Source organism: Nocardioides potassii, assembly GCF_021648885.1.
Classification (GTDB): domain Bacteria; phylum Actinomycetota; class Actinomycetes; order Propionibacteriales; family Nocardioidaceae; genus Nocardioides; species Nocardioides potassii.
Window position 1 is genome coordinate 572,754 of sequence record NZ_JAKJHZ010000005.1, and the last position, 20,528, is coordinate 593,281.

General features: G+C 72.3%; 21 protein-coding genes. 15 read left to right on the forward strand and 6 right to left on the reverse strand.

All coding sequences use genetic code 11. The features are described from left to right. The first annotated feature begins 67 nt into the window (after positions 1–67). Together L2K70_RS07275 and L2K70_RS07280 are read left to right on the forward strand one after the other, a co-directional pair. Positions 68–1,141 (forward strand): YihY/virulence factor BrkB family protein, encoded by a 1,074-nt coding sequence (locus tag L2K70_RS07275; protein WP_236400825.1) that lies wholly within the window; start codon positions 68–70, stop codon positions 1,139–1,141. Then, on the forward strand, positions 1,138–1,995 hold the full coding sequence (locus tag L2K70_RS07280) for an alpha/beta fold hydrolase (protein WP_236400827.1): 858 nt from the start codon (positions 1,138–1,140) through the stop codon (positions 1,993–1,995). The genes L2K70_RS07275 and L2K70_RS07280 overlap by 4 nt, the downstream gene beginning before the upstream one ends. On the opposite strand, the gene L2K70_RS21595 is transcribed toward L2K70_RS07280, so the two are convergent. Then, on the reverse strand, positions 1,946–2,788 hold the full coding sequence (locus L2K70_RS21595) for a cytochrome P450 (RefSeq protein ID WP_236400829.1): 843 nt from the start codon (positions 2,786–2,788) through the stop codon (positions 1,946–1,948). The genes L2K70_RS07280 and L2K70_RS21595 overlap by 50 nt on opposite strands. A gap of 9 nt (positions 2,789–2,797) precedes the next feature. On the opposite strand from L2K70_RS21595, the gene L2K70_RS07290 reads away from it, so the two are divergent. Both L2K70_RS07290 and L2K70_RS07295 read left to right on the forward strand, forming a co-directional pair. Then, positions 2,798–3,109, forward strand: a complete 312-nt coding sequence (locus tag L2K70_RS07290) for a hypothetical protein (protein ID WP_236400831.1) — start codon at positions 2,798–2,800, stop codon at positions 3,107–3,109. Positions 3,110–3,314: 205 nt separating this feature from the next. Further along, positions 3,315–5,603, forward strand: coding sequence for a catalase (locus L2K70_RS07295; protein WP_308195749.1), 2,289 nt, complete (start codon positions 3,315–3,317; stop codon positions 5,601–5,603). Between the two features lie 17 nt (positions 5,604–5,620). Here L2K70_RS07295 and L2K70_RS07300 read toward each other — a convergent pair whose 3' ends face one another. Genes L2K70_RS07300 through L2K70_RS07315 form a run of 4 tightly spaced genes read right to left on the reverse strand, consistent with a single transcriptional unit; the run spans position 5,621 to position 9,622 of the window. Then, complete coding sequence (locus tag L2K70_RS07300) at positions 5,621–6,427, reverse strand: glycosyltransferase family 2 protein (RefSeq protein ID WP_236400835.1); 807 nt, start codon at positions 6,425–6,427, stop codon at positions 5,621–5,623. Further along, positions 6,424–7,422 (reverse strand): glycosyltransferase family 28 protein, encoded by a 999-nt coding sequence (locus tag L2K70_RS07305; RefSeq protein ID WP_236400837.1) that lies wholly within the window; start codon positions 7,420–7,422, stop codon positions 6,424–6,426. Before L2K70_RS07305 ends, L2K70_RS07300 begins: the two co-directional genes overlap by 4 nt. After that, a complete protein-coding gene (locus L2K70_RS07310; protein ID WP_236400839.1) occupies positions 7,419–8,510 on the reverse strand; it encodes a glycosyltransferase family 4 protein in 1,092 nt (363 codons plus the stop codon). Before L2K70_RS07310 ends, L2K70_RS07305 begins: the two co-directional genes overlap by 4 nt. Beyond that, positions 8,507–9,622, reverse strand: a complete 1,116-nt coding sequence (locus L2K70_RS07315) for a glycosyltransferase family protein (protein WP_236400841.1) — start codon at positions 9,620–9,622, stop codon at positions 8,507–8,509. Before L2K70_RS07315 ends, L2K70_RS07310 begins: the two co-directional genes overlap by 4 nt. A gap of 147 nt (positions 9,623–9,769) precedes the next feature. Here L2K70_RS07315 and thrS point away from each other — a divergent pair, with 147 nt between their 5' ends. The 3 genes from thrS (at position 9,770) to L2K70_RS07330 (ending at position 13,921) form a co-directional block, all read left to right on the forward strand. Further along, positions 9,770–11,761 (forward strand): threonine--tRNA ligase, encoded by a 1,992-nt coding sequence (gene thrS, locus L2K70_RS07320; RefSeq protein WP_372477474.1) that lies wholly within the window; start codon positions 9,770–9,772, stop codon positions 11,759–11,761. Continuing rightward, entirely contained in the window at positions 11,761–12,921 is a 1,161-nt protein-coding gene (locus L2K70_RS07325) for a MalY/PatB family protein (protein ID WP_236400843.1), read from the forward strand. Before thrS ends, L2K70_RS07325 begins: the two co-directional genes overlap by 1 nt. 133 nt (positions 12,922–13,054) lie before the next feature. Continuing rightward, a complete protein-coding gene (locus tag L2K70_RS07330; protein WP_236400845.1) occupies positions 13,055–13,921 on the forward strand; it encodes an LLM class F420-dependent oxidoreductase in 867 nt (288 codons plus the stop codon). On the opposite strand, the gene L2K70_RS07335 is transcribed toward L2K70_RS07330, so the two are convergent. After that, positions 13,918–14,397, reverse strand: a complete 480-nt coding sequence (locus tag L2K70_RS07335; protein WP_236400848.1) for a GNAT family N-acetyltransferase — start codon at positions 14,395–14,397, stop codon at positions 13,918–13,920. The two genes, L2K70_RS07330 and L2K70_RS07335, sit on opposite strands and share 4 nt — an antisense overlap. A gap of 23 nt (positions 14,398–14,420) precedes the next feature. Here L2K70_RS07335 and L2K70_RS07340 point away from each other — a divergent pair, with 23 nt between their 5' ends. The 8 genes from L2K70_RS07340 (at position 14,421) to L2K70_RS07375 (ending at position 20,326) form a co-directional block, all read left to right on the forward strand. Further along, positions 14,421–14,924, forward strand: a complete 504-nt coding sequence (locus tag L2K70_RS07340; RefSeq protein WP_236400850.1) for an HIT family protein — start codon at positions 14,421–14,423, stop codon at positions 14,922–14,924. Then, the gene (locus tag L2K70_RS07345; RefSeq protein ID WP_236400852.1) at positions 14,917–15,276 is read left to right on the forward strand and encodes a DUF2568 domain-containing protein; all 360 of its coding nucleotides are present in this window, start codon (positions 14,917–14,919) and stop codon (positions 15,274–15,276) included. Before L2K70_RS07340 ends, L2K70_RS07345 begins: the two co-directional genes overlap by 8 nt. Next, on the forward strand, positions 15,273–16,043 hold the full coding sequence (locus L2K70_RS07350; protein WP_236400854.1) for an inositol monophosphatase family protein: 771 nt from the start codon (positions 15,273–15,275) through the stop codon (positions 16,041–16,043). Before L2K70_RS07345 ends, L2K70_RS07350 begins: the two co-directional genes overlap by 4 nt. 10 nt (positions 16,044–16,053) lie before the next feature. Then, positions 16,054–16,677 carry a phosphatidylinositol phosphate synthase gene (gene pgsA, locus L2K70_RS07355; RefSeq protein ID WP_236400856.1) on the forward strand — a complete coding sequence of 208 codons (624 nt, stop codon included), beginning with the start codon at positions 16,054–16,056 and terminating at the stop codon, positions 16,675–16,677. Between the two features lie 64 nt (positions 16,678–16,741). Then, on the forward strand, positions 16,742–17,674 hold the full coding sequence (gene pdxS / locus L2K70_RS07360; protein ID WP_236400857.1) for a pyridoxal 5'-phosphate synthase lyase subunit PdxS: 933 nt from the start codon (positions 16,742–16,744) through the stop codon (positions 17,672–17,674). Between the two features lie 20 nt (positions 17,675–17,694). Next, positions 17,695–18,273 carry a pyridoxal 5'-phosphate synthase glutaminase subunit PdxT gene (gene pdxT, locus L2K70_RS07365; RefSeq protein ID WP_308195752.1) on the forward strand — a complete coding sequence of 193 codons (579 nt, stop codon included), beginning with the start codon at positions 17,695–17,697 and terminating at the stop codon, positions 18,271–18,273. A gap of 34 nt (positions 18,274–18,307) precedes the next feature. Further along, entirely contained in the window at positions 18,308–19,093 is a 786-nt protein-coding gene (locus L2K70_RS07370; protein ID WP_236400862.1) for a YebC/PmpR family DNA-binding transcriptional regulator, read from the forward strand. A gap of 237 nt (positions 19,094–19,330) precedes the next feature. Further along, positions 19,331–20,326 (forward strand): type IV toxin-antitoxin system AbiEi family antitoxin domain-containing protein, encoded by a 996-nt coding sequence (locus L2K70_RS07375; RefSeq protein ID WP_236400864.1) that lies wholly within the window; start codon positions 19,331–19,333, stop codon positions 20,324–20,326. The last annotated feature ends 202 nt before the right edge of the window (positions 20,327–20,528 follow it).

Consider the following 20,528-nt stretch of genomic DNA (forward strand, 5'->3'; position numbering starts at 1 on the left):
GGGCAGCTGGGTCCCGGCACGCTCATCGGGAGGGGTGTGGCGCACGTGTCGGTGGGTACGGGGCCGCATGGACCGCGCCAGCACCCAGACCCACGAGAAGACCGACAAGCCCGACTCCCCGGACGACCTCACGAAGCCGTCGTGGACCTATGTCCTGCGCAAGACGGTGCGCGAGTTCTCCCACGACCAGTGCACCGACCTCGCCGCCGCCCTGACCTACTACGCCGTGCTCGCGATGTTCCCGGCCGCGCTGGCCATGCTGTCGGTCGTCGGGCTGGTCAGCGACGGCCGGAAGACCGTCGAGACCCTCCTCACGATCCTGACGCAGGTCGGGGCCGGCGGCGTGGCCGACACCATCGAGCCCACGCTCGTGCAGCTCAGCCAGAGCTCCGGTGCCGGTCTCGGGCTGGTGATCGGCATCGCGGCCGCGCTCTGGTCGGCGTCCGGATACACCGGTGCGTTCGGGCGCGGCATGAACCGGATCTACGAGGTCGGCGAGGGACGGCCCGTCTGGAAGCTGCGGCCGATGATGCTGCTCGTCACGCTGGTCACGATCGTGCTCGCGGCCGCCGTCGCCGTCGGCCTCGTCATCACCGGCCCCGCCGCGGAGGCGGTCGGGAACGCGATCGGCCTCGGGTCGACGGTGGTCACCGTCTGGAGCATCGCCAAGTGGCCGGTGATGCTCCTCGTCGTCATGCTCATCGTCGGCCTGCTCTACTACGCCACCCCCAACGTCAAGCAGCCGAAGTTCCGCTGGATCAGCGTCGGCGCGGCCGTCGCCATCGTCGTCTGGATCATCGCCTCGGCGCTCTTCGGGCTCTACGTCGCCAACTTCAGCTCGTACGACAAGACCTACGGCTCGCTCGCCGGCGTCATCGTCTTCCTGCTGTGGCTGTGGATCACCAACCTCGCGCTGCTGTTCGGCGGTGAGCTCGACGCCGAGCTGGAGCGCGGGCGCGAGCTGCAGGCGGGCATGAAGGCGGAGGAGGAGATCCAGCTGCCGCCCCGCGACACCCGCAAGCTGGACAAGGCGGCGGAGAAGGAGCGCGAGGACGTCGAGCGCGGCCGCCGGCTGCGCGAGACGGCGGGCCGGGAGTCGGACGTCGACGACGACTCCCGTGCCGGCGAGACGCGCCGGTGACGACGTACGACGGGCCGTTCAGCGAGCGGCGGGTCGTGCCGCGGCCCGACGTCGACCTCGCCGTGTTCGAGGGCGGCGCCCCCGACGGCCCGGTGGTCCTGCACGTCCACGGCTACCCCGACACGCACCGCCTGTGGCGTGGCGTGGCCGACCTGCTCGCCGAGGACCACCGCGTGGTCGCGTACGACACCCGCGGGCAGGGCGACTCGGTCACCGATGCGCCCGACGAGGCCTTCGCCGTGGACGTGCTGGCCGACGACCTCCTGGCCGTGGTCGACGCCGTCAGCCCGGACCGGCCCGTCCACCTGGTCGGGCACGACTGGGGCTCGATCCAGGCGTGGGAGGCCGTCTGCCGCCCCGGTGCCGAGGAACGGATCGCGTCGTTCTGCGCCATCAGCGGCCCGCACCTCGCCCACGTGTCGGCGTGGGTACGGCGCGTCCTCAGGCGCCCCACGCCGCGAGGTGTCCTCGACCTCGTCGGCCAGGCGGTCTCGTCGTCCTACGTCCCGTTCCTCGTCTCGCCGCTGGCGCCGCTCGTGCTGGGCGCCCTGGGGCAGCGGACGATGGTGAGCGGGCTGCGCTACTACCGGGCCAACCTCGGTGCCCGCTCGCGGGATCCGGGCGACCAGCGGACGCGTGTCCCGGTGCTGCAGCTGGTCCCGACTCGCGACGTCGCCCTGCGGCCGGCGACCGCGGCCGCGAGCGACGACTTCGTCGATGCCATCGAGCGGCGACGGATCCCGCACGGCCACTGGGTCGCGCGCACGCATCCCGAGCTGGTCGCCGCCGAGGTCGGTCGCTTCGTCAGGGAAAGGGAACGAGCGGCCGCAGGCCGCCCGGCGCCACCGCGCTGATCCGCAGCTGACGTGGCAGTGTGGGGATCCGGTCGGTCCGCACCGGCCCTGCGGTGAGGGTGAAACCGGTCCGGGCGAGGTGGCGCAGCGTGACGACCAGGAGCGCGGTGGTGACGCCCTCGCCGGGGCACCGGTGACCCTCGAGGCTGCCACCGCCCTGCGGCACGAAGCGGTACTCTCCCGGCTGCTCCTCGAGGAAGCGTGACGGGCGGAACTCGCTCGCCCACGGCCAGGCACCCGGGTGCGTGTTCGTGCCCGGCACGTCGAGGACGATGCGGTCGCCCTCGCGCACCCAGTGCTGCTGGGTGCGGAAGTCGGTCGTGGCGATGCCGGTGAGCGCGGGGACGAACGGCGACGTGCGGCGCACCTCGTCGGCGAACGCGCGCAGGTGCGCGTCCGCGCCGTCGCCCGTGAGGCGGGCTGCCTCGTCGGGGTGCTCGGCGAGCGCCATCGCGGCGAAGGTCCCGAGCCAGCTGACCGCGACCGTCGGCCGCAGGAAGTTGAGCAGGTCGACCGCTGCGACCCGGACCGGGAGGTCCCTGCCCGCGCCACGCGCGAACGTGTGCAGGGCGGTGCCCTCCGCGGGATCGAGCTCGCCGGCACGCGCGTCCCGCACGAGGTCGCGGGCCCAGGCGTCGAGACGGGTGCGGGCGCGCCACGCTCGTGCGTAGGCGGGCGCGCGGAACCCGAAGCCGGCGACGACGTCCGCGAGGTCACGCGAGACGTCCTCGGCCTCACGGCCGGTCACCCCGGTGCCTCCCCAGGCGAGGACGGCCGTTCCGTAGATCCGCACCAGCGCGTCGTGGAGGCACACGTCGGGGGCGAGTGCCCAGTCGTCCAGCGCCCGCTCGAGGCCGTCGTCGACCAGGAGGGCCAGGTCCTCGACGGCGTCGCCGGCCAGGAGCTCGAGGAAGATCTGCTTGCGCGCCCGGTGCTCGGCCCCGTCGAGGCCGTGGACCGCGCCCCTGCCGAAGAGCAGGTCGGCGAGGGGGGGGCCGGGACCGCCCGCGTGCGGCGGATGCGCGACTCGTCGTACAGCAGCTCGGCGCCCTCCTCGCCCCGGACGACGAGGGTGCGGCGTCCGAGCAGCCGGGCACGGAACGCGTCGTCGTGACCGCGACGGGCACGGGCGCGGGGCAGGGCGTCGTACCCGTGCCGGAGCAGGTCGACGGCGAGGTCGGACTTCATGGCACCCGGTGCCCACCGCGACGACGCGGCATTCCCCGTCGGGCGCTGCCATCGGGGTGACCGGCAGCGCATGGTGCCGGGCGGGGAGGGGGTACGGGGCGGCCCGCCACCGACCATCTCGAGGAGTCCCCGTGAGCCCGAAGAAGACCGCCGCGACGAAGCCTGCCGCGGCCGCGAAGAAGGCGGCCGGCAAGGCCGTGAAGGCGGCCGAGGCCGTCGTCGAGGCCGTGTCCATGACCGGCAAGCCCGTGCCCGGCGCTCCCGGCAGCGAGCCGCCGTCGCTGGAGGAGCCCACCGAGCCGCGCGAGGTGCCGCCGCCCAAGCCGGACCAGCAGCAGCCGACGCCGATGTCGCCCACGGGCGCGCCCAGCGCCGACCCGTCGACCGCGGCCGCCCAGCAGGGCACCTACCTGACGACCGCGACCGGGGTCCGGATCGGCGACAGCGACCACTCGCTCAAGGCCGGCCCTCGCGGACCGACGCTGCTCTCGGACCACCACCTGCGCGAGAAGATCATGCACTTCGACCACGAGCGCATCCCCGAGCGTGTCGTGCACGCCCGCGGCGCCGGCGCGCACGGCGTGTTCGTCTCCAACGGCGCTGCGTCGAGGATCAGCAGGGCAGCCGTCTTCGGCAAGGACGAGGAGACGCCGGTGTTCGTGCGGTTCTCGACCGTCCTGGGGTCGCGCGGCTCGGCCGACACGGTCCGCGACACCCGCGGCTTCGCCACGAAGTTCTACACGTCCGAGGGCAACTGGGACCTGGTCGGCAACAACATCCCGGTCTTCTTCATCCAGGACGGCATCAAGTTCCCCGACGTGATCCATGCGGGCAAGCCGCACCCGGACCGGGAGATCCCGCAGGCCCAGAGCGCGCACGACACCTTCTGGGACTTCGTGTCCCTCCACACCGAGGCGCAGCACCACGCGATCTGGAACATGTCCGACCGCGGCATCCCGCGCAGCTATCGCACGATGGAGGGCTTCGGGGTCCACACCTTCCGGTTCGTCGACGCCGACGGCGGCACGACCCTGGTCAAGCTCCACTGGAAGCCGCGGCTCGGCGTGCACTCGCTGGTGTGGGAGGAGGCACAGATGCTCGGCGGGCTCGACCCGGACTTCCACCGCCGCGACCTCTACGACGCCATCGAGTCGGGCGCCTTCCCGTCGTGGGACCTCGGGATCCAGACGTTCCCGGACACGCCGGACCAGATGTTCGAGGGGATCGACCTGCTCGACTCGACCAAGCTCGTGCCCGAGGAGCTCGCGCCGGTGCAGGTGATCGGCACGATGACGCTCAACGGCAACCCGACGAACTTCTTCGCCGAGAGCGAGCAGGTCGCCTTCCACACCGGGCACCTCGTGCCGGGCATCGACGGGACCGACGACCCGCTGCTGATGGCCCGGAACTTCTCCTACCTCGACACCCAGCTCACCCGGCTGGCCGGACCGAACTTCAACCAGATCCCGATCAACCGGCCGCACACCGCCGTCAACGACAACCACCGCGACGGCTTCCACCAGCAGGCCGTGCACGGCGGCGTCGCGCCCTACAAGCCCAACACCCTCGACGCCGGCTGCCCGTTCTTCGCGGGCGCCGACGAGGGGGCGTTCGTCGACGTGCCCGTCGAGGTGCAGGGTGCCAAGGTGCGCGAGAACCCGGCGTCGTACGACGACCACTTCAGCCAGGCGCGGCTGTTCTGGACGAGCATGACGCCGGTCGAGCAGGAGCACATCGTCAACGCCTACGCCTTCGAGCTGGGCAAGTGCTACGAGCAGCCGATCAAGGAGCGCCAGCTGCGCGCGCTCGCCAACATCGACGCCGACCTGTGTGCACGCGTCGCCCTCGGCCTGGGCCTCGCGGCGCCCGATCGGACCGTGGAGTACGACGAGCCGGTCCCCAGCCCGGCGCTGTCGCAGGTCGGCGAGACCTGGCCGACCGACGCCCGGATGATCGGCATCGTCGTCGATCCCGACGGCGACCTCGACGGCGTCGCGGAGGTGCGCGAGGCACTGCTCGCCCAGGGCCTGCTGCCGCTCCTCATCGCTCCGCGGGGCGGCGAGCTGGGCAACGGGCTCGTGGCCCAGCGCACGTTCGCCACCGCGCGGTCCGTCGAGTACGACGCCCTGCTCGTGGCAGGTGCTGCCCCGCCGGCGCCGGACGCGATCATCGCCCGGGACACCAAGGCCGGCGGATCGGCGACGGTTGCGACGGACCCCCGTGTGGGCCTGCTCGTGGAGGAGTGCTTCCGACACAGCAAGGCGATCGCCGGGTTCGGCGAGGGTCGCGCGGCCCTCGAGGAGCTGGGCATCGGCGGCGCCGGTGTCGTCACGGGCGACAGCGGCGGCGACGTCGTGGACGACCTCGTCACGCTGGTGTCCGCCCACCGGGTGTGGGAGCGCTTCGGCACCACCGTGTGACACGGCGGGGCGGTGGCTCACCCGACGGCGAGCCACCGCCCGGCGTCGTCCCGCGACACCAGCCCGCGCTCCTCGAAGGCCTCGAGCCAGCCGAGCATGGGCGTCGTCCCCCAGCGTCGCTGGAAGATCGCGGCGTTGCGGACGATGTCGTCCACGTGCTCGACCGGCGGCCGCGACACGGGGTGCCACTGGTGGTAGGCCCGGGCGTCCCCGACCCAGCCGAGGTCGAGGTCGGACGCCGCGATCGTCCGGGCGAAGTCGGTGTCCTCACCGCCGTAGCCGACGTAGTCCTCGCAGAAGCCGCCGAGGCCGTGCCAGGCCTCCACCGAGCAGGCGAAGGACAGGGACCAGAACAGGTCAGGGTCGGCGCCCCTCGTCCGGACGCCGGGGCCCGGAGCGGGGCGGGCCGGGTGCGGGGAGTCGAGGGCGGCCAGGCGGGAGAGGTCGTATCCGCCGGGCGGCGGCTCCTCGAGGTAGGTCACCGGTCCCGACCACACGATCGTCGGCTCGTCGCGCACCACCTCGCCGTACGCCGTCACGAGACCGGGCGCAGCCAGGCAGTCCACGTCGAGGAACACCAGCACGTCGGCACCGCGCTCGATCGCGACCTCGGCGCCGCGGTTGCGGGCTGCGGCGATGGGCAGGCCGAGCGGATGGGTCGGCAGCTCGGCCGCACACCAGTCGGCGGCCGCCACGACGGGGTCGTCGACGGCGACGACGACGTGCTCGTCGGGCGCACGGGTCGACAGGGCCAGCGAGAGGCGCTGCAGCTCCAGGTGGTCGTGCCGGCCGTGGACGACCGTGACCACCGCGGTGCCGGTCATGCCGCGCGGTCGTCGTCGACGACGCCGCTCACGACGGCCGCCAGCCGCGTCGGCGCGCCGCCGTCGCACCACTCGGCCCAGCCCTCGCCGTCGAGGAACAGCGCCTCGTCGAGCAGGTCGTCCCAGCCGCGGTCCGGGACGCCGTCCACGACGACAGCGGGCCAGCCCTCGGCGAGCACGGACGCGGTGGTGCGCTGCTCGGCGAACGGACGCTCCGCCGGCACCACGATCGCCGGCAGCCGGAGTGCGGCCACCTCGGCGAGCGAGTTCTGGCCGGGGTGCAGCACCGCGACGTCCGCCGTCGCGAGCACGGCGGCGGGGTCCGCGTGCCAGGTGCCGAGGGTGCGGCTGAGGACGGTCCAGTCCCAGCCCGGTGACTGCGCCTGCGCCCGCGCGATCGACGTACGGCTGAAGCCGTCGCCGCCCGTGCCGGCGATCAGCACCGCGTGGGGGCGGCGACCGGTCGGGCGCCGTTGCGCTCGGGCGGGAGCGAACCGCGAGACCGCGCCGATCGCGTGCACGTCCCGCTCGACGCCGGGGAGCATGCGGTGCGACCAGCCCGCCGGCCAGGCCCCGACGACGGCTGAGGCCGTGCCGAAGCCCAGCGTGTGCGCCGCGTCCGTACGACGACCGGGTGCCGTCATCGCCACGACCGGGACGCCGTGGAGGCGGGCCAGCAGGCACACCTCGACGGACTGGTCGACGACCACGGCCGACGGGGCGTGGTCGTCGATCCAGGCGGAGATCGCCGCCATCCGGCCGCTGAGGCCGGCGTCGCCGAGGGGGACCCAGTGCAGCAGTCCCCGTGCCGTCACGTCGGCGCCGGCGTAGGACGGCGCGGAGTCGTCGCGGGGGAGCTGGAGCCACGGACCTGCCCAGGCGTCCGGCCGCGGGAGCGAGGAGATGCCGGCGACCGGCTCCGGGAGATGGGGCGCGACGGTGATGGCGCGGTGGAGGTGCCCGTTGCCGTGGTGGTGGACGTAGTAGCCGATCACGCGGCCAGCCGCCGCCCGACGATGTCGAGGTAGAGGTCTTCGTACCGGTCGACCATCCGGGTCAGCGACAGCTCGTCCTCGGCGTGCCGGCGGCACTGAGCACGGTCCAGTGACAGGGCCGAGGTGATCGCCGCCGCGAGCATGTCGACGTCACCGCCGGTGGCGAGCCGCCCGGTGTCGGCGGAGACCACCTCGGGGAGCCCGCCGCGAGCGTAGGCCGCCACCGGGGTGCCGCAGGCCAGTGCCTCTGCGGCCACGAGGCCGTAGGGCTCGTCCCACGCCGGGGTCACGACCGCGACCGCCGAGCCACCGACGAGGGCGGCGAGGTCGGCCTGCGCCAGGTGGCCGGCGTACGTCGCCTCGGGGCCGAGCAGCGGCTCGACCTCGGTGCGGAAGTAGTCGAGGTCGAGGATCGGTCCAGCCAGCACGATCGGGATGCCCGCCTTGCGAGCCGCGAGGACGGCGTCGTGGGGTGCCTTCTCGGCCACGAGGCGACCCGACCACACGGCCGTGGCGCCGCCGGGTCCGGCCGGCCACTGGTCGACGTCGACACCGTTGAGCACGCACGTGCTCTCGACGATGGGAGCCCACGAGGCCGCGGTGTGGCGCGACACGGCGGCGAACGAGCTGCTCCCGCCGTCCAGCCGCACGGCCGACTCCAGCCACCACAGGGGCGGCGTGTGCAGGGTGGTGAGGACGGGCATCGACAGCGACCGCGCCATCGCGACCGGCAGGTAGTGGAGGCTGTTGTTGTGCATCAGGTCGAACCCCTCGCCCTCCTGACCCGACAGCTGCAGCATCAGGGACAGGTAGGCGTGGTGCTCGGCGACCTCGACGAACGGGGGTGCGCCGAGGTCGTGGCGCCCGGGGTGGTCGGGCATCGGCTCGACGGACAGCTCGACGGCACCGAGGCTCGGATCGGAGCCGGGCGCGGCGAACACGGCGACCTCGTGCCCGCGGCGCACGAGCTCGCTGGCGAGGTGCCAGGTCATCGACTCGAGGCCACCGGTGAACGGCTCGGCGATCGGGAAGCGGCAGTTGGCGACCAGGCAGATGCTCAGCCGCTCGCCGGGGGAGACCAGCGTCACCGGCACACCTCTCGGTAGAGGTCCTCGTGCGCCTGCGCGACGCGGCGGCGCTGCTCGGTGCGCTCGTCGACGGTGGCACCGAAGCGCGGACGCTCGGTGTAGGCGTAGGTCACCGCGTCGCGCAGCGATCCGGCGTCGAAGTCGTCGCCGTCGTTGGTGTAGCTCAGGATCGGGCCCTGGTCGGCGTAGTAGCCGCAGCTCGGTGCGAGCACCGTCGTCTGGAGGTCGCGGCACGCCTCGAGCCAGCCGGAGTGCGTGCCGAAGGTGTAGGGCAGGACCGACAGGTCGAGCGAGGCGAGGTAGCCCCAGAGGTCCTCGTCGGAGAAGTAGTCGTGGACGGAGAGCTCGAGCCGACCGTCGGCCGCCTCGGTGCGGAGCCACTCCGACAGCTCCGCGTCCCGGCGGGCCCCGTCGGTGTCGAGGATGTCGCGGTGGCAGTTGACCTGCAGCACGGCGTCGTCGAGCCCGGCCACCGTCTCGACGAGGGTGGGCAGGATCCGCATCGGGTCCATGTTGGCCCGCAGGCTCTTGAGGTGCAGGCCGACGCGGAACGGCCGGTGCACCCACCGCGGCCGCACCTCGAGCGCCCGCGAGATCGTGGGCAGGTCGACGACGTGCGGGTGCGGGACGACCAGCGGCCGGCGGCCCCAGCGGGACTCGATCTCGTCGGCCGCCCCCGGCGTCAGCGTCACCAGCGCGTCGGCTGCCGGGACGAGCACGTCGAGGTGATCGTCGTGCAGGGCGCGGTCGGTGTGGTGCGGGTTGCGCAGGTCGTGGACGGTGAACACGAACGGCTTGCCGCGTCCGCGCACCACGCGGATCAGCCTGCGCAGCTGGTCCGGCTCGACCGCGTCGAAGCCGAAGTGCAGGTGGAAGACGTCGAAGTCGGCCGTCCTGGCCCACTCGGGGTCGAGCATCACCGGCGGCCACCACGTGGCGCCGGCGGGGCGGTCGGGACGGCTCGGGTCGGGGTCGGGGAGCCGGACGGCGCCGCGGCCGTCGAGCGGTGCGAGGTGACGGACGTACACGTGCCCGGACGGCACCGACGCCACGGTGAGGGCCGGTCGCTGGGTCGCAGCAGCGGCTCGTTCCGGGAAGTGGGCGATCGACATGTCGTGGGAGTACCCCGGTGGCAACGATTCACCGCAGCCTCCACCCCGTGGGGTGGAGGGGAAACCGGGGTGAGCCGGTCCCGGACCGGCCGATAGGCTCGCCGGGTCATCAGTCCCACCTCTCCACCCATCCAGAAGGAGCCCGTCGTGTCCGACATCCAGGTCGTCCGCATCCACGCAGATGAGCGTGCGGAGACCTCGGTGACGACGGGCACCAAGGCATGGGAGCTCTTCCGCGACGACGCGGACGTCGTCGCCGCGCGGGTCGGCGGGTCGCTGAAGGACCTGGCCTACGAGCTCCGGGACGGCGACGAGGTCGAGGCCGTCGAGATCGGCAGCGCCGACGGCCGCGACATCCTGCGCCACTCGACCGCCCACGTGATGGCGCAGGCGGTCCAGCAGCTGTGGCCCGAGGCGAGGCTCGGCATCGGCCCGCCGATCGAGAACGGCTTCTACTACGACTTCGACGTCGACACCCCGTTCGTGCCGGAGGACCTCGCGAGGATCGAGTCCGCGATGCGCAAGATCATCAAGGAGAACCAGCGCTTCGAGCGCCGGGTCACCACCGACGCCGACGCCCTCGACGAGCTGAAGGACGAGCCCTACAAGATCGAGCTGATCGGGCTGAAGGGCGGCTCCGGCACCGAGGGCACCGAGGGTGCCTCGGTCGAGGTCGGGGCCGGCGAGCTCACCATCTACGACAACATCGGCCGCAGCGGCGAGGTGAAGTGGTCCGACCTGTGCCGCGGCCCGCACCTGCCCACCACCAAGCGGATCCCCGCGTTCAAGCTGATGCGGAGTGCCGCGGCCTACTGGCGCGGCGACGAGAAGAACAAGCAGCTCCAGCGCATCTACGGCACTGCGTGGGAGTCGAAGGAGGCGCTCGAGGAGCACCTCCACCGCATCGAGGAGGCCGAGCGCCGCGACCACCGCAAGCTCGGCCGCGAGCTCGACCTCTACTCCTTCCCGGACGAGATCGGCAGCGGCATGGCGGTCTTCCACCCGCGCGGTGGCGTCATCAAGCGCGAGATGGAGGACTACGTCCGCCGCCGGCACCTCGAGGAGGGCTTCGACTACGTCGGCACCCCCCACATCAGCAAGGACGGGCTGTTCCACACCTCGGGGCACCTGCCCTACTACGCGGACACCATGTTCCCGCCGATGGAGATGGAGCACGCCGAGTACCGCCTCAAGGCGATGAACTGCCCGATGCACAACCTCATCTACCGCTCGCGGCAGCGCTCCTACCGCGAGCTGCCGCTGCGGTTCTTCGAGTTCGGGTCGGTCTACCGCTACGAGAAGTCCGGTGTCGTCCACGGGCTCACCCGCGTCCGCGCGATGACCCAGGACGACTCGCACTCCTACGTCACCCCGGAGCAGGCGCCGGCCGAGGTCGAGCACCTGCTGACCTTCGTCACCGGGCTGCTGCGCGACTTCGGACTCGACGACTACTACTTCGAGCTCTCGACCCGCGACGACTCCAAGCCCGACAAGTTCATCGGCTCCGACGAGCAGTGGCAGACCGCGACCGACGTGCTCGAGACCGCTGCCCGCAAGTTCGGCGTGGACCTCGTGCCCGACCCGGGCGGCGCCGCGTTCTACGGCCCGAAGATCTCCGTGCAGGCCAAGGACGCCATCGGCCGCACCTGGCAGATGTCGACCATCCAGTACGACTTCAACCAGCCCGCGGTGGACCGCTTCGACCTCGAGTACGTCGCCGCGGACGGCACCCGCAAGCAGCCGGTGATGATCCACTCCGCGAAGTTCGGCTCGATCGAGCGGTTCATCGGCGTCCTCGTCGAGCACTACGCCGGCGCCTTCCCGCCCTGGCTCGCGCCCGTCCAGGTCCAGGGCATCCCGATCGCCGAGCGCCACAACGACTACCTCTTCGACATCGCCAGGCAGATGAAGGCGCAGGGGCTGCGGGTCGAGGTCGACGAGTCCGACGACCGGATGCAGAAGAAGATCCGCAACGCGCAGCTGCAGAAGGTGCCGTTCATGCTGATCGCCGGCGACGACGACGTCGAGAAGGGCGCGGTCTCCTTCCGCTACCGCGACGGCCGCCAGGACAACGGCGTACCCGTCGCCGAGGCGATCGAGAGGGTGGCCGCAGCGGTCGCGTCCCGCGAGCAGGTCTGATGCCGGGTCCGTCCGAGCGCCGTCCGATCGTCGACCTCACCGACGAGCAGGCACGCCGCGCGCTGCGGCTGAAGTGGGGGAGCGTGCCCGACGACGTGATCCCGGCCTGGGTCGCGGAGATGGACTACGCGGTCGACCCGGTGGTGATGGAGGCGGTGCAGCGGGCGCTCGCCGAGGGCGTGACCGGCTACCCGCTCGAGCGCGAGCCGGCGCTGGGTGAGTCCTACGCCGCCTGGGCTGGACGGCACTTCGGCTGGGCTCCCGCGCCCGACGCCGTACGGCCGGTGGTGGACGTGACAGCGGGGGTGCGCCTCGCCATCGACGTGCTGAGCGGGCCGGGCGGAGTGGTCTTCCCGACCCCGGGCTACAACGCCCAGCACGGACTGGCCGGCGTCACCGGCCGCCAGGAGCTGCTCCTCGACGTGCCGCCGGCGGCCGAGCGCGCCGAGATCGACCTCGATCGCCTCGACCGGCTGTTCGCCGAGGGCGCGCAGACGCTGATCCTCACCCAGCCCCACAACCCGTGGGGCCGCGTCTTCACCCGGGCCGAGCTGGAGGGGGTCCGCGACGTCGTCCTCCGCCACGGCGCGCGGGTCGTGAGCGACGAGATCCACGCGCCGCTGGTGCTGCCCGGTGCGGAGCACGTCTCCTACCTCGCGATCGACGGCACCCACGACCACGCCGTGGCGGTCGTGGCCGCGTCGAAGGCCTTCAACACCGCCGGCCTCAAGTGTGCGCAGCTCGTCGTGCCGTCGGCCGCCGACCGGGCGCTGCTCGACGCCGAGCCGATGTCGCGCAACGACTCATGGTCGCCCCTCGGCGTCATCGCCGCGCGGACGGCGTACGACGACGGGGACCCGTGGCTGGCCTCGCTGGTCGAGCGCCTGGACCAGCAGCGCGCCCTGCTCGGCTCGCTGCTGGCCGAGCACCTGCCCGAGGTGCGGATGCGCCCGGTCGAGGCGACCTACCTCGCCTGGCTCGACGCCTCCGCCTACGGCCACGACGACGCCGCTGCTGTCGCCCTCGAGCGTGGCCGGGTCCAGCTGAGCGACGGCGCCTCCTACGCGCCCGGCTCCACCGGCCACGTCCGCCTCAACTTCGCCACGTCGCCCGAGCGGCTGACGGAGATCGTCCGGCGGCTGGCCACGGCCTGGACCTGATCGCGCGGCGCACTGGACGTCATACGGACGGAGCAAGCGGTTGCCCGCTCCGTATGACGTCCCGAGGATCCGAGACGTCCGAACGCCGATCCGGCAGGGCGTGGCCCCACCGACGTCGCGCTAGCGTCGGGGCATGCAGCTCGGCGTCCACTACGCGAACTTCTCCCACCCCGACTGGCAGCACCGGCTCACCGAGCGACTGACCGCGACGGCGCGGGTGGCCGACCAGGGCGGCATCGCCCAGCTCACCGTGATGGACCACTGGTTCCAGATGGAGCAGCTCGGCGGCCCCGAGGAGCCGATGCTGGAGGGCTACACGACCCTCGGCTACCTCGCTGCCGTGACGGAGTCGCTGCGGCTGGGCCTGCTGGTCACCGGGGTGACCTACCGCCACCCGGGACTGCTGGCCAAGACCGTGACCACGCTGGACGTGCTCTCCGGCGGCCGGGCGATGCTCGGGATCGGCGCTGCCTGGTACGACCGTGAGCACGTCGGCCTCGGCGTGCCGTTCCCGCCGCTGAAGGAGCGCTACGAGCGCCTCGAGGAGACGCTCCGGGTCGCTCGCCAGATGTTCGCCGGCGATCGCACGCCCTACGACGGTACGCATGTGCGGATCGAGGAGCCCACCAACGTCCCCCCGCCGGTCCGCGGCCGGATCCCCATCCTCATCGGGGGCAGCGGCGAGAAGAAGACGCTGCGCCTGGTCGCCCAGTACGCCGACGCGTGCAACCTCTTCGGCGCGCCGCCGGACGAGGTGCGGCACAAGCTCGACGTGCTGCGCGGGCACTGCGAGGACGTGGGCACCGACTACGACGCGATCGAGAAGACCGTCATCCTCGGCACCGACCCGCTCGGCGACACCGACGCGTTCCTGGCCACGGCCGAGGCGTACGCCGCCCTCGGTGTCACCATGGTCGTGACCGGTCCCGCCGGCGACGACCCGGTGGCGTGGACCACCGAGGTCGCCGACCGTGTCGTCCCGCGGCTCGCGTCGATCTAGGCCAGAGCCTTCACGTACCGGCGGCACGGAGACACGAAGGTCCGGCCACCCGCCGTGACCTCGTAGGGCAGGTCGCCCCCGTCGACCCAGCCCTGCCGCTCGTAGAACCGGCGCGCTCGGGCGTTGCCCGCGACCACGGCGAGCCAGGCCGACGAGTGCCCTGCCGCCGCCACGCGGCGCTCGGCCTCGTCCAGCAGCGAGACCGCCACGCCGGTGCCGCGGGCCGCGCGCGCGACGAACACCTGCTCCACCTCGTCGCCGACGACCATCACGAAGCCCAGCAGCTCGCCGGAGTCGGAGACCGCCACCGCGGTGTCACCGACCCGGGCCGGCGTGCGGGCGTGGAAGGCCTGCAGGGTCCGCGCCGCGGTGAGTCCGTCGGGCACGTGCCCGGCGTGGCCGTCGTGCCATCCCTCGTGCCAGAGGTCGGCGACCGCCGCCATCTCGGCGTCCGTGGCCGGCCGGATCGTGGTCATGTGCCCACCCTAGGATCGTGCGCATGAGTGAGAGCGCGGACGGGCTCGAGCGGATCTGGACGCCCCACCGGATGGCCTACGTCCGCACGGCCGTCGACGACGAGGGCTGCCCGTTCTGCGCGATCCCGGGCCACCCCGACGACGAGTCGCTCATCGTGGCCCGGGGCGGGTCGACGTACGCCGTGCTCAACCTGCACCCCTACAACCCGGGCCACCTGATGGTGCTGCCCTACCGCCACGTCGCCGACCTCACCGACCTCACGGCGGAGGAGGCCGGCGAGCTGATGGTGATGACGCAGCAGGCGCTGCGCACGATCCGCGCGGTCAGCAACCCCCACTCCTTCAACGTCGGGCTCAACCTTGGCCGGTCCGCCGGTGGCTCGCTCGCCGACCACCTCCACCAGCACGTCGTGCCGCGGTGGACCGGCGACGCCAACTTCATCACCGTCGTGGGCGGCACCAAGACGCTCCCGCAGCTGCTCGAGGACACCCGCGCGCTGCTCGCCGAGGCGTGGCCCAGTGCCTGACGTCCCTCCCGCAGTGGGCTGGACGATCCTGGCCCTGGTCTTCCTCGACGAGATCCTGCTGGTCGTCGCCGCCTGGGTGGCGGCCGACGCGTGGGGCGGCCCGTTCGCCGGCGTCGCCGCGGCGCTCGTCGTCGTGGCGCTGTGGGCCACCTTCGCCTCGCCCCGGGCGCCGTACGGCGGACGCGTCGCGCGCCCGGTCACCAAGGTCCTGGTCGTCCTCGCGGCCTGCGGCGGGCTCGCGGCGAGCGGCCACGAGGGTGCCGCGGCGGCGCTGCTCGCCTTCTCGGTCGTGATCAACGCGCTCGGGCTGGTCCCGTCCGTGTCGAGGCTGCCGGGCGAGGTGGCCCGGTGACGACCACGCTCGACGACGACGCCCGGCTCGCCGTGGACCTGGTACGTGAGGCAGCCACGCTGGCCGCCCGCATCCGCGAGGACGGCCTCGACGTCGAGCGGAAGACCAGCGGCTCGGACGTCGTGACCCAGGCCGACACGGCAGCGGAGCGGCTCATCGTGGACCGGCTCACCGCCGAGCGGCCCGACGACGCGATCGTGGGGGAGGAGGGCGCCTCGCGGCCCGGCACCTCGGGTCGGACCTGGGTGATCGACCCCGTCGACGGCACCTACAACTTCACCCGCGGCAGCGACTGGTGGTGCTCCGCGCTCGCCCTCCACGACCGGGACGACGTGCTCCTCGGCGCCGTCCACCACGCCGCGCAGGCGCGCAGCTGGGTCGGCGGTCCCGACCTGCCGAGCACCCGCGACGGCGTGCGTCTCGCGCCGCTGCCCGCGACACCGCCCGAGGCGCGCTGCGCCGTCACCTACCTGCACCCGCCCTTCTACGCCTCCGAGGTGGGCCGGGCGTTCGCCCGCGCGCTCCAGCAGGTGGGCACCCTGCGGATGCTCGGTTCCGGGACGATGGACTGCATGGCGGTCGCCGGCGGTCAGTGGGACGTCCTCCTCCAGCACAGCGTCGCCGACTGGGACCGGCTCCCGGGCGCGGCGATCGTGCGCGGCGCGGGCGGCGACTCCGTCGTCGTACGGGCTGCGGGGGTCGACTGGACGGTCACCGGCGCGCCCGCCGCGGTGGCGGACGTCCGCGCCGCGCTGCTCGACGGGTAGCCTGCGGCCCGTGCTCGACAGGTTCAAGCAGTTCTGGCAGGGCGTCATGCTCGCGCCGTTCATCAACCTCTTCATCCGCCTCGGCGTCAGCCCCGACGCGGTGACGCTCGTCGGCACACTCGGCGTCAGCTTCGGCGCCATCTTCTTCTTCAGCCAGGGGTGGGTCTGGCAGGGCGTCCTGTTCATCACCGCCTTCGTCTTCAGCGACCTCGTCGACGGCGCGATGGCCCGCAAGGTGGGCCGCACGGACGACTTCGGCGCCTTCCTCGACTCCACCCTCGACCGGGTGGCCGACGGGGCGCTCTTCGGCGGACTGGCCCTCTTCTTCGCCTGGCACCACGAGAGCCGCCTCTACCTGTCCCTGTGCCTGGTCATCCTCGTCATGGGCGCGGTGACGTCGTACGCCCGCGCCAAGGCCGACGTCCTCGGCTACGACGCCAAGGTCGGCATCGCCGAGCGCCCGGACCGACTCGTCGGGATGCTCGTCCCGGCGTTCTTCGCCGACGTGCTCGACCTCTGGTGGCTGCTCTACGTCGCCCTCTGGGCGCTGGCCGTCGCGGCCACCGTCACCGTCGGCCAGCGCATCTGGGTGGTCCGTCGCCAGGCGCTCCAGCGGGCGGCGGCGCAGGGCTGAGCAGCGGTCTGGTCGGGCCCCTCCCGGTGCATCCTTTGGGATGAGCCCAGACTACGATCTGACCATGTCCGAGCAGACCCCCCAGACGACCACTTCGACGCCTACCGACACCCCCCTCGAGCACGGCACCAGCCGTGTCAAGCGCGGCATGGCCGAGATGCTCAAGGGCGGCGTCATCATGGACGTCGTCACCGCCGAGCAGGCGAAGATCGCCGAGGACGCCGGCGCCGTCGCGGTGATGGCGCTGGAGCGGGTCCCGGCGGACATCCGCGCCCAGGGCGGCGTGTCCCGGATGAGCGACCCCGACATGATCGACGGGATCATCGAGGCGGTCTCGATCCCGGTGATGGCCAAGGCCCGCATCGGCCACTTCGCCGAGGCGCAGGTGCTGCAGTCGCTCGGCGTGGACTACATCGACGAGTCCGAGGTGCTGACTCCGGCCGACTACGCCAACCACATCGACAAGTGGCAGTTCACCGTGCCGTTCGTGTGCGGCGCGACCAATCTCGGCGAGGCCCTGCGCCGCATCACCGAGGGCGCCGCGATGATCCGCTCCAAGGGCGAGGCCGGCACCGGCGACGTCTCCAACGCCGTCATGCACATGCGCACCATCGGCGGCGAGCTGCGCCGTCTCCACAGCCTGTCGGAGGACGAGCTCTACGTCGCGGCCAAGGAGCTGCAGGCGCCCTACGAGCTGGTCAAGGAGGTCGCGGCCGCCGGCAAGCTGCCGGTCGTCCTCTTCACCGCGGGCGGCATCGCCACCCCGGCCGATGCGGCGATGATGATGCAGCTCGGCGCCGAAGGCGTGTTCGTCGGCTCGGGCATCTTCAAGTCCGGCAACCCGGCCCAGCGCGCCGAGGCGATCGTCAAGGCGACCACCTTCCACGACGACCCCGACGTCGTCGCGAAGGTCTCGCGCGGCCTCGGCGAGGCCATGGTCGGCATCAACGTCGACGAGATCCCGCAGCCGCACCGCCTGGCCGAGCGCGGCTGGTGACGCACGGCCCCACCATTGGCGTGCTCGCCCTGCAGGGCGACGTGCGCGAGCACCTCGCCGCCCTGCGGTCGCTGGGAGCCGACCCGGTCTCCGTACGACGACCGCACGAGCTGGCGGCCTGCGACGGCCTCGTCATCCCGGGCGGGGAGTCCACGACGATGGTCAAGCTCGCCACGATCTTCGACCTCCTCGAGCCGCTGCGCGAGGCCGTACGTGGTGGTCTCCCGGCCTTCGGCACGTGCGCCGGGATGATCATGCTGGCCGACCGGATCGAGGACGGCGCGGCCGGGCAGGAGACCATCGGCGGGCTGCACATCACCGTGCGCCGCAACGCCTTCGGGCGCCAGGTCGACTCCTTCGAGGAGGACCTGCAGGTCGACGGCCTGGCCGACCCGGTGCGCGCGGTGTTCATCCGGGCGCCATGGGTCGAGGCGGTCGACGACGACGTCGAGGTGCTGGCGCGGGTCGGGGACGGGCCGGCCGCGGGTAGGATCGTCGCGGTCCGTCAAGGCCCCCTGATGGCGACCTCGTTCCACCCGGAGGTCGGCAGCGACGACCGCGTCCACGGCATGTTCGTGGACCTGGTCCGCTCGGCCTGACGACGTACGCGAACCACGACAGACAGAGGTACTCATGTCCGGCCACTCCAAGTGGGCAACGACCAAGCACAAGAAGGCCGCGATCGACGCCAAGCGCGGCAAGCTCTTCGCCAAGCTGATCAAGAACATCGAGGTCGCGGCGAAGCAGGGCGGCGGCGACCCCGCCGGCAACCCGACGCTCTACGACGCCATCCAGAAGGCGAAGAAGAGCTCGGTCCCCAACAAGAACATCGACTCCGCGGTCAAGCGCGGGTCCGGCGCCGAGTCCGGTGGCGTCGACTACCAGGGCATCTCCTACGAGGTCTACGGCCCGCAGGGCGTCGCGATCCTCGTCGAGTGCCTCACCGACAACAAGAACCGGGCCGCCATGGAGGTCCGCACCGCGGTCACCCGCAACGGCGGCACCATGGCCGACCCCGGCTCGGTGTCGCGGCTGTTCACCCGCAAGGGGATCGTCGTCGTGCCGAAGGCACAGGACCACGACGGCTCGACCCGTGAGGTCTCCGAGGACGACGTCCTCGAGGCGACCCTCGACGCCGGCGCCGAGGAGGTCACCGACCTCGACGACGTCTTCCAGGTGCAGAGCGAGGCCACCGACCTCGTCGCCGTCCGCACCGCCCTGCAGGATGCCGGGATCGACTACGACTCCGCCGACGTGGAGTTCGTCGCGAGCATGGAGATCCCCGTCGACGCCTCCGGCGCCGGCAAGGTGATGCACCTCGTCGATGCCCTCGAGGACCTCGACGACGTCCAGGACGTCTTCACCAACGTCGACGTCCCCGCCGACGTCCTCGCCGAGCTCGAGGCCGCCGACGCCTGACCGCGGCCCCGCCCGCCGCTCTGACTTCACAAGCCCGGCCGGCCCGATGCGCTGTAACGCCGGGTTAGGAGCTGTACCGACTCGCATGCATGGCAGTCGGTACAGGGTCTAACCCGGCGTTACAGCGTCACGGATGTCGGCCAGCGATCGTCCACAAGCCGAATCCGTGCGCCCTTCTCCACAGCATGGGCGCGTCCTCGTGCCCGGCGGTCGGAGGGGCCCCGGATGGTCGTCGCCATGTACCTCCCTGTCGTCGCGCAGCTCCAGGCTCAGCACGGGCTCATCACGGCACGCCAGCTGACGGTCGCGGGTGTCGACCAGAACGGCATCCATCGCCTGGTGTCGGCAGGTCGTCTGGTCCGGCTACGCCGCGGCGTGTACGTCGAGGCTGAGACATGGGCGGACCTCGACCCGTACCGTCAACAGCCGATCCTGCGCATGCGGGCTGCGGGCATGAGCCTGCGGTCGGCGTCGTACGCCTTCAGCCACGACTCCTCGGGGATCGTCCTCGGGATGGGCGCACCTGACCCGCGCACGGCCCTGGTCCACGTGAGCCGGACGAAGGTGCACGGCGACCGTCAGCGGGCTGGCGTGAAGCACCACCTCGCGCCGTACCTCCCTGGCGATGTCGTGGAGATGGACGGCTTGCGGGTGCTCGACCGCCCGCGCACAGCCCTCGACCTGGCGCGCGAGCACGGCCGTGCGCACGGGCTCGCGGCATGCGACGCCGCCATGCGTGAGGGCGTCACCCGGTCGGAGCTCTTCGACGCGCTGGCCCGAATGAAGGACTGGCCGCACAGCCGCTGCATGCGCTGGTGCATCGAGCACGCCGACCCGTTGGCAGAGAGCTACCTCGAGTCCCTCGTGCGCGACTTCGTCCTCGAGCTCGGTATCGGCCGCCCGGAACTGCAGTTCGGCCTCACCGATGGACTCACCACCGCCTACGCAGACATGGCGGTCAAGCGACACCTCTTCGAGGCCGACGGCGGGCTCAAGTACCAGCCCGACAACCCCGCCGCCATCCTTCCCACGGCCGTCCTGCGCAAGGAGAAGAATCGGCAGGACTTCCTGACCGGCTTCAAGCTCGGGATGAGCCGACTGACCTACGCCGACCTGTTTGCCAGCCGTCATGCTGCCTTGGCGCGGGTCGCGCGTGAGTACGCCGACACCTGCGCGCGCTTCGGCGCGGACACCGATGATCTCACGCCTTTTCGCATCAGCCGGCGGCGCTGACCAACCGCTGTAACGCCGGGTTAGGTGCTGTACCGACTCCCATGCATGCCAGTCGGTACAACAACTAAACCGGCGTTACAGCGGCCGAGCGAGGCGAGCTGCGGGGCAGCCGGGAGCGGCACCCCCGCGTGTCGTACGACGACCAGCGGGCGGGGCCGGTTAGCGTGGCCGGACGAACATGTGTTCGGACGATCCGGACAGA

Coding starts and splice junctions, on each gene's coding strand:
- L2K70_RS07370 (WP_236400862.1), top strand. CDS start 18,308: ATGTCCGGCCACTCCAAGTGGGCAACGACCAAGCACAAGAAGGCCGCG.
- L2K70_RS07340 (WP_236400850.1), top strand. CDS start 14,421: ATGAGTGAGAGCGCGGACGGGCTCGAGCGGATCTGGACGCCCCACCGG.
- L2K70_RS07330 (WP_236400845.1), top strand. CDS start 13,055: ATGCAGCTCGGCGTCCACTACGCGAACTTCTCCCACCCCGACTGGCAG.
- L2K70_RS07275 (WP_236400825.1), top strand. CDS start 68: ATGGACCGCGCCAGCACCCAGACCCACGAGAAGACCGACAAGCCCGAC.
- L2K70_RS07300 (WP_236400835.1), bottom strand. CDS start 6,427: ATGACCGGCACCGCGGTGGTCACGGTCGTCCACGGCCGGCACGACCAC.
- L2K70_RS07325 (WP_236400843.1), top strand. CDS start 11,761: ATGCCGGGTCCGTCCGAGCGCCGTCCGATCGTCGACCTCACCGACGAG.
- L2K70_RS07315 (WP_236400841.1), bottom strand. CDS start 9,622: ATGTCGATCGCCCACTTCCCGGAACGAGCCGCTGCTGCGACCCAGCGA.
- L2K70_RS07375 (WP_236400864.1), top strand. CDS start 19,331: ATGTACCTCCCTGTCGTCGCGCAGCTCCAGGCTCAGCACGGGCTCATC.
- L2K70_RS07335 (WP_236400848.1), bottom strand. CDS start 14,397: ATGACCACGATCCGGCCGGCCACGGACGCCGAGATGGCGGCGGTCGCC.
- pdxS (WP_236400857.1), top strand. CDS start 16,742: ATGTCCGAGCAGACCCCCCAGACGACCACTTCGACGCCTACCGACACC.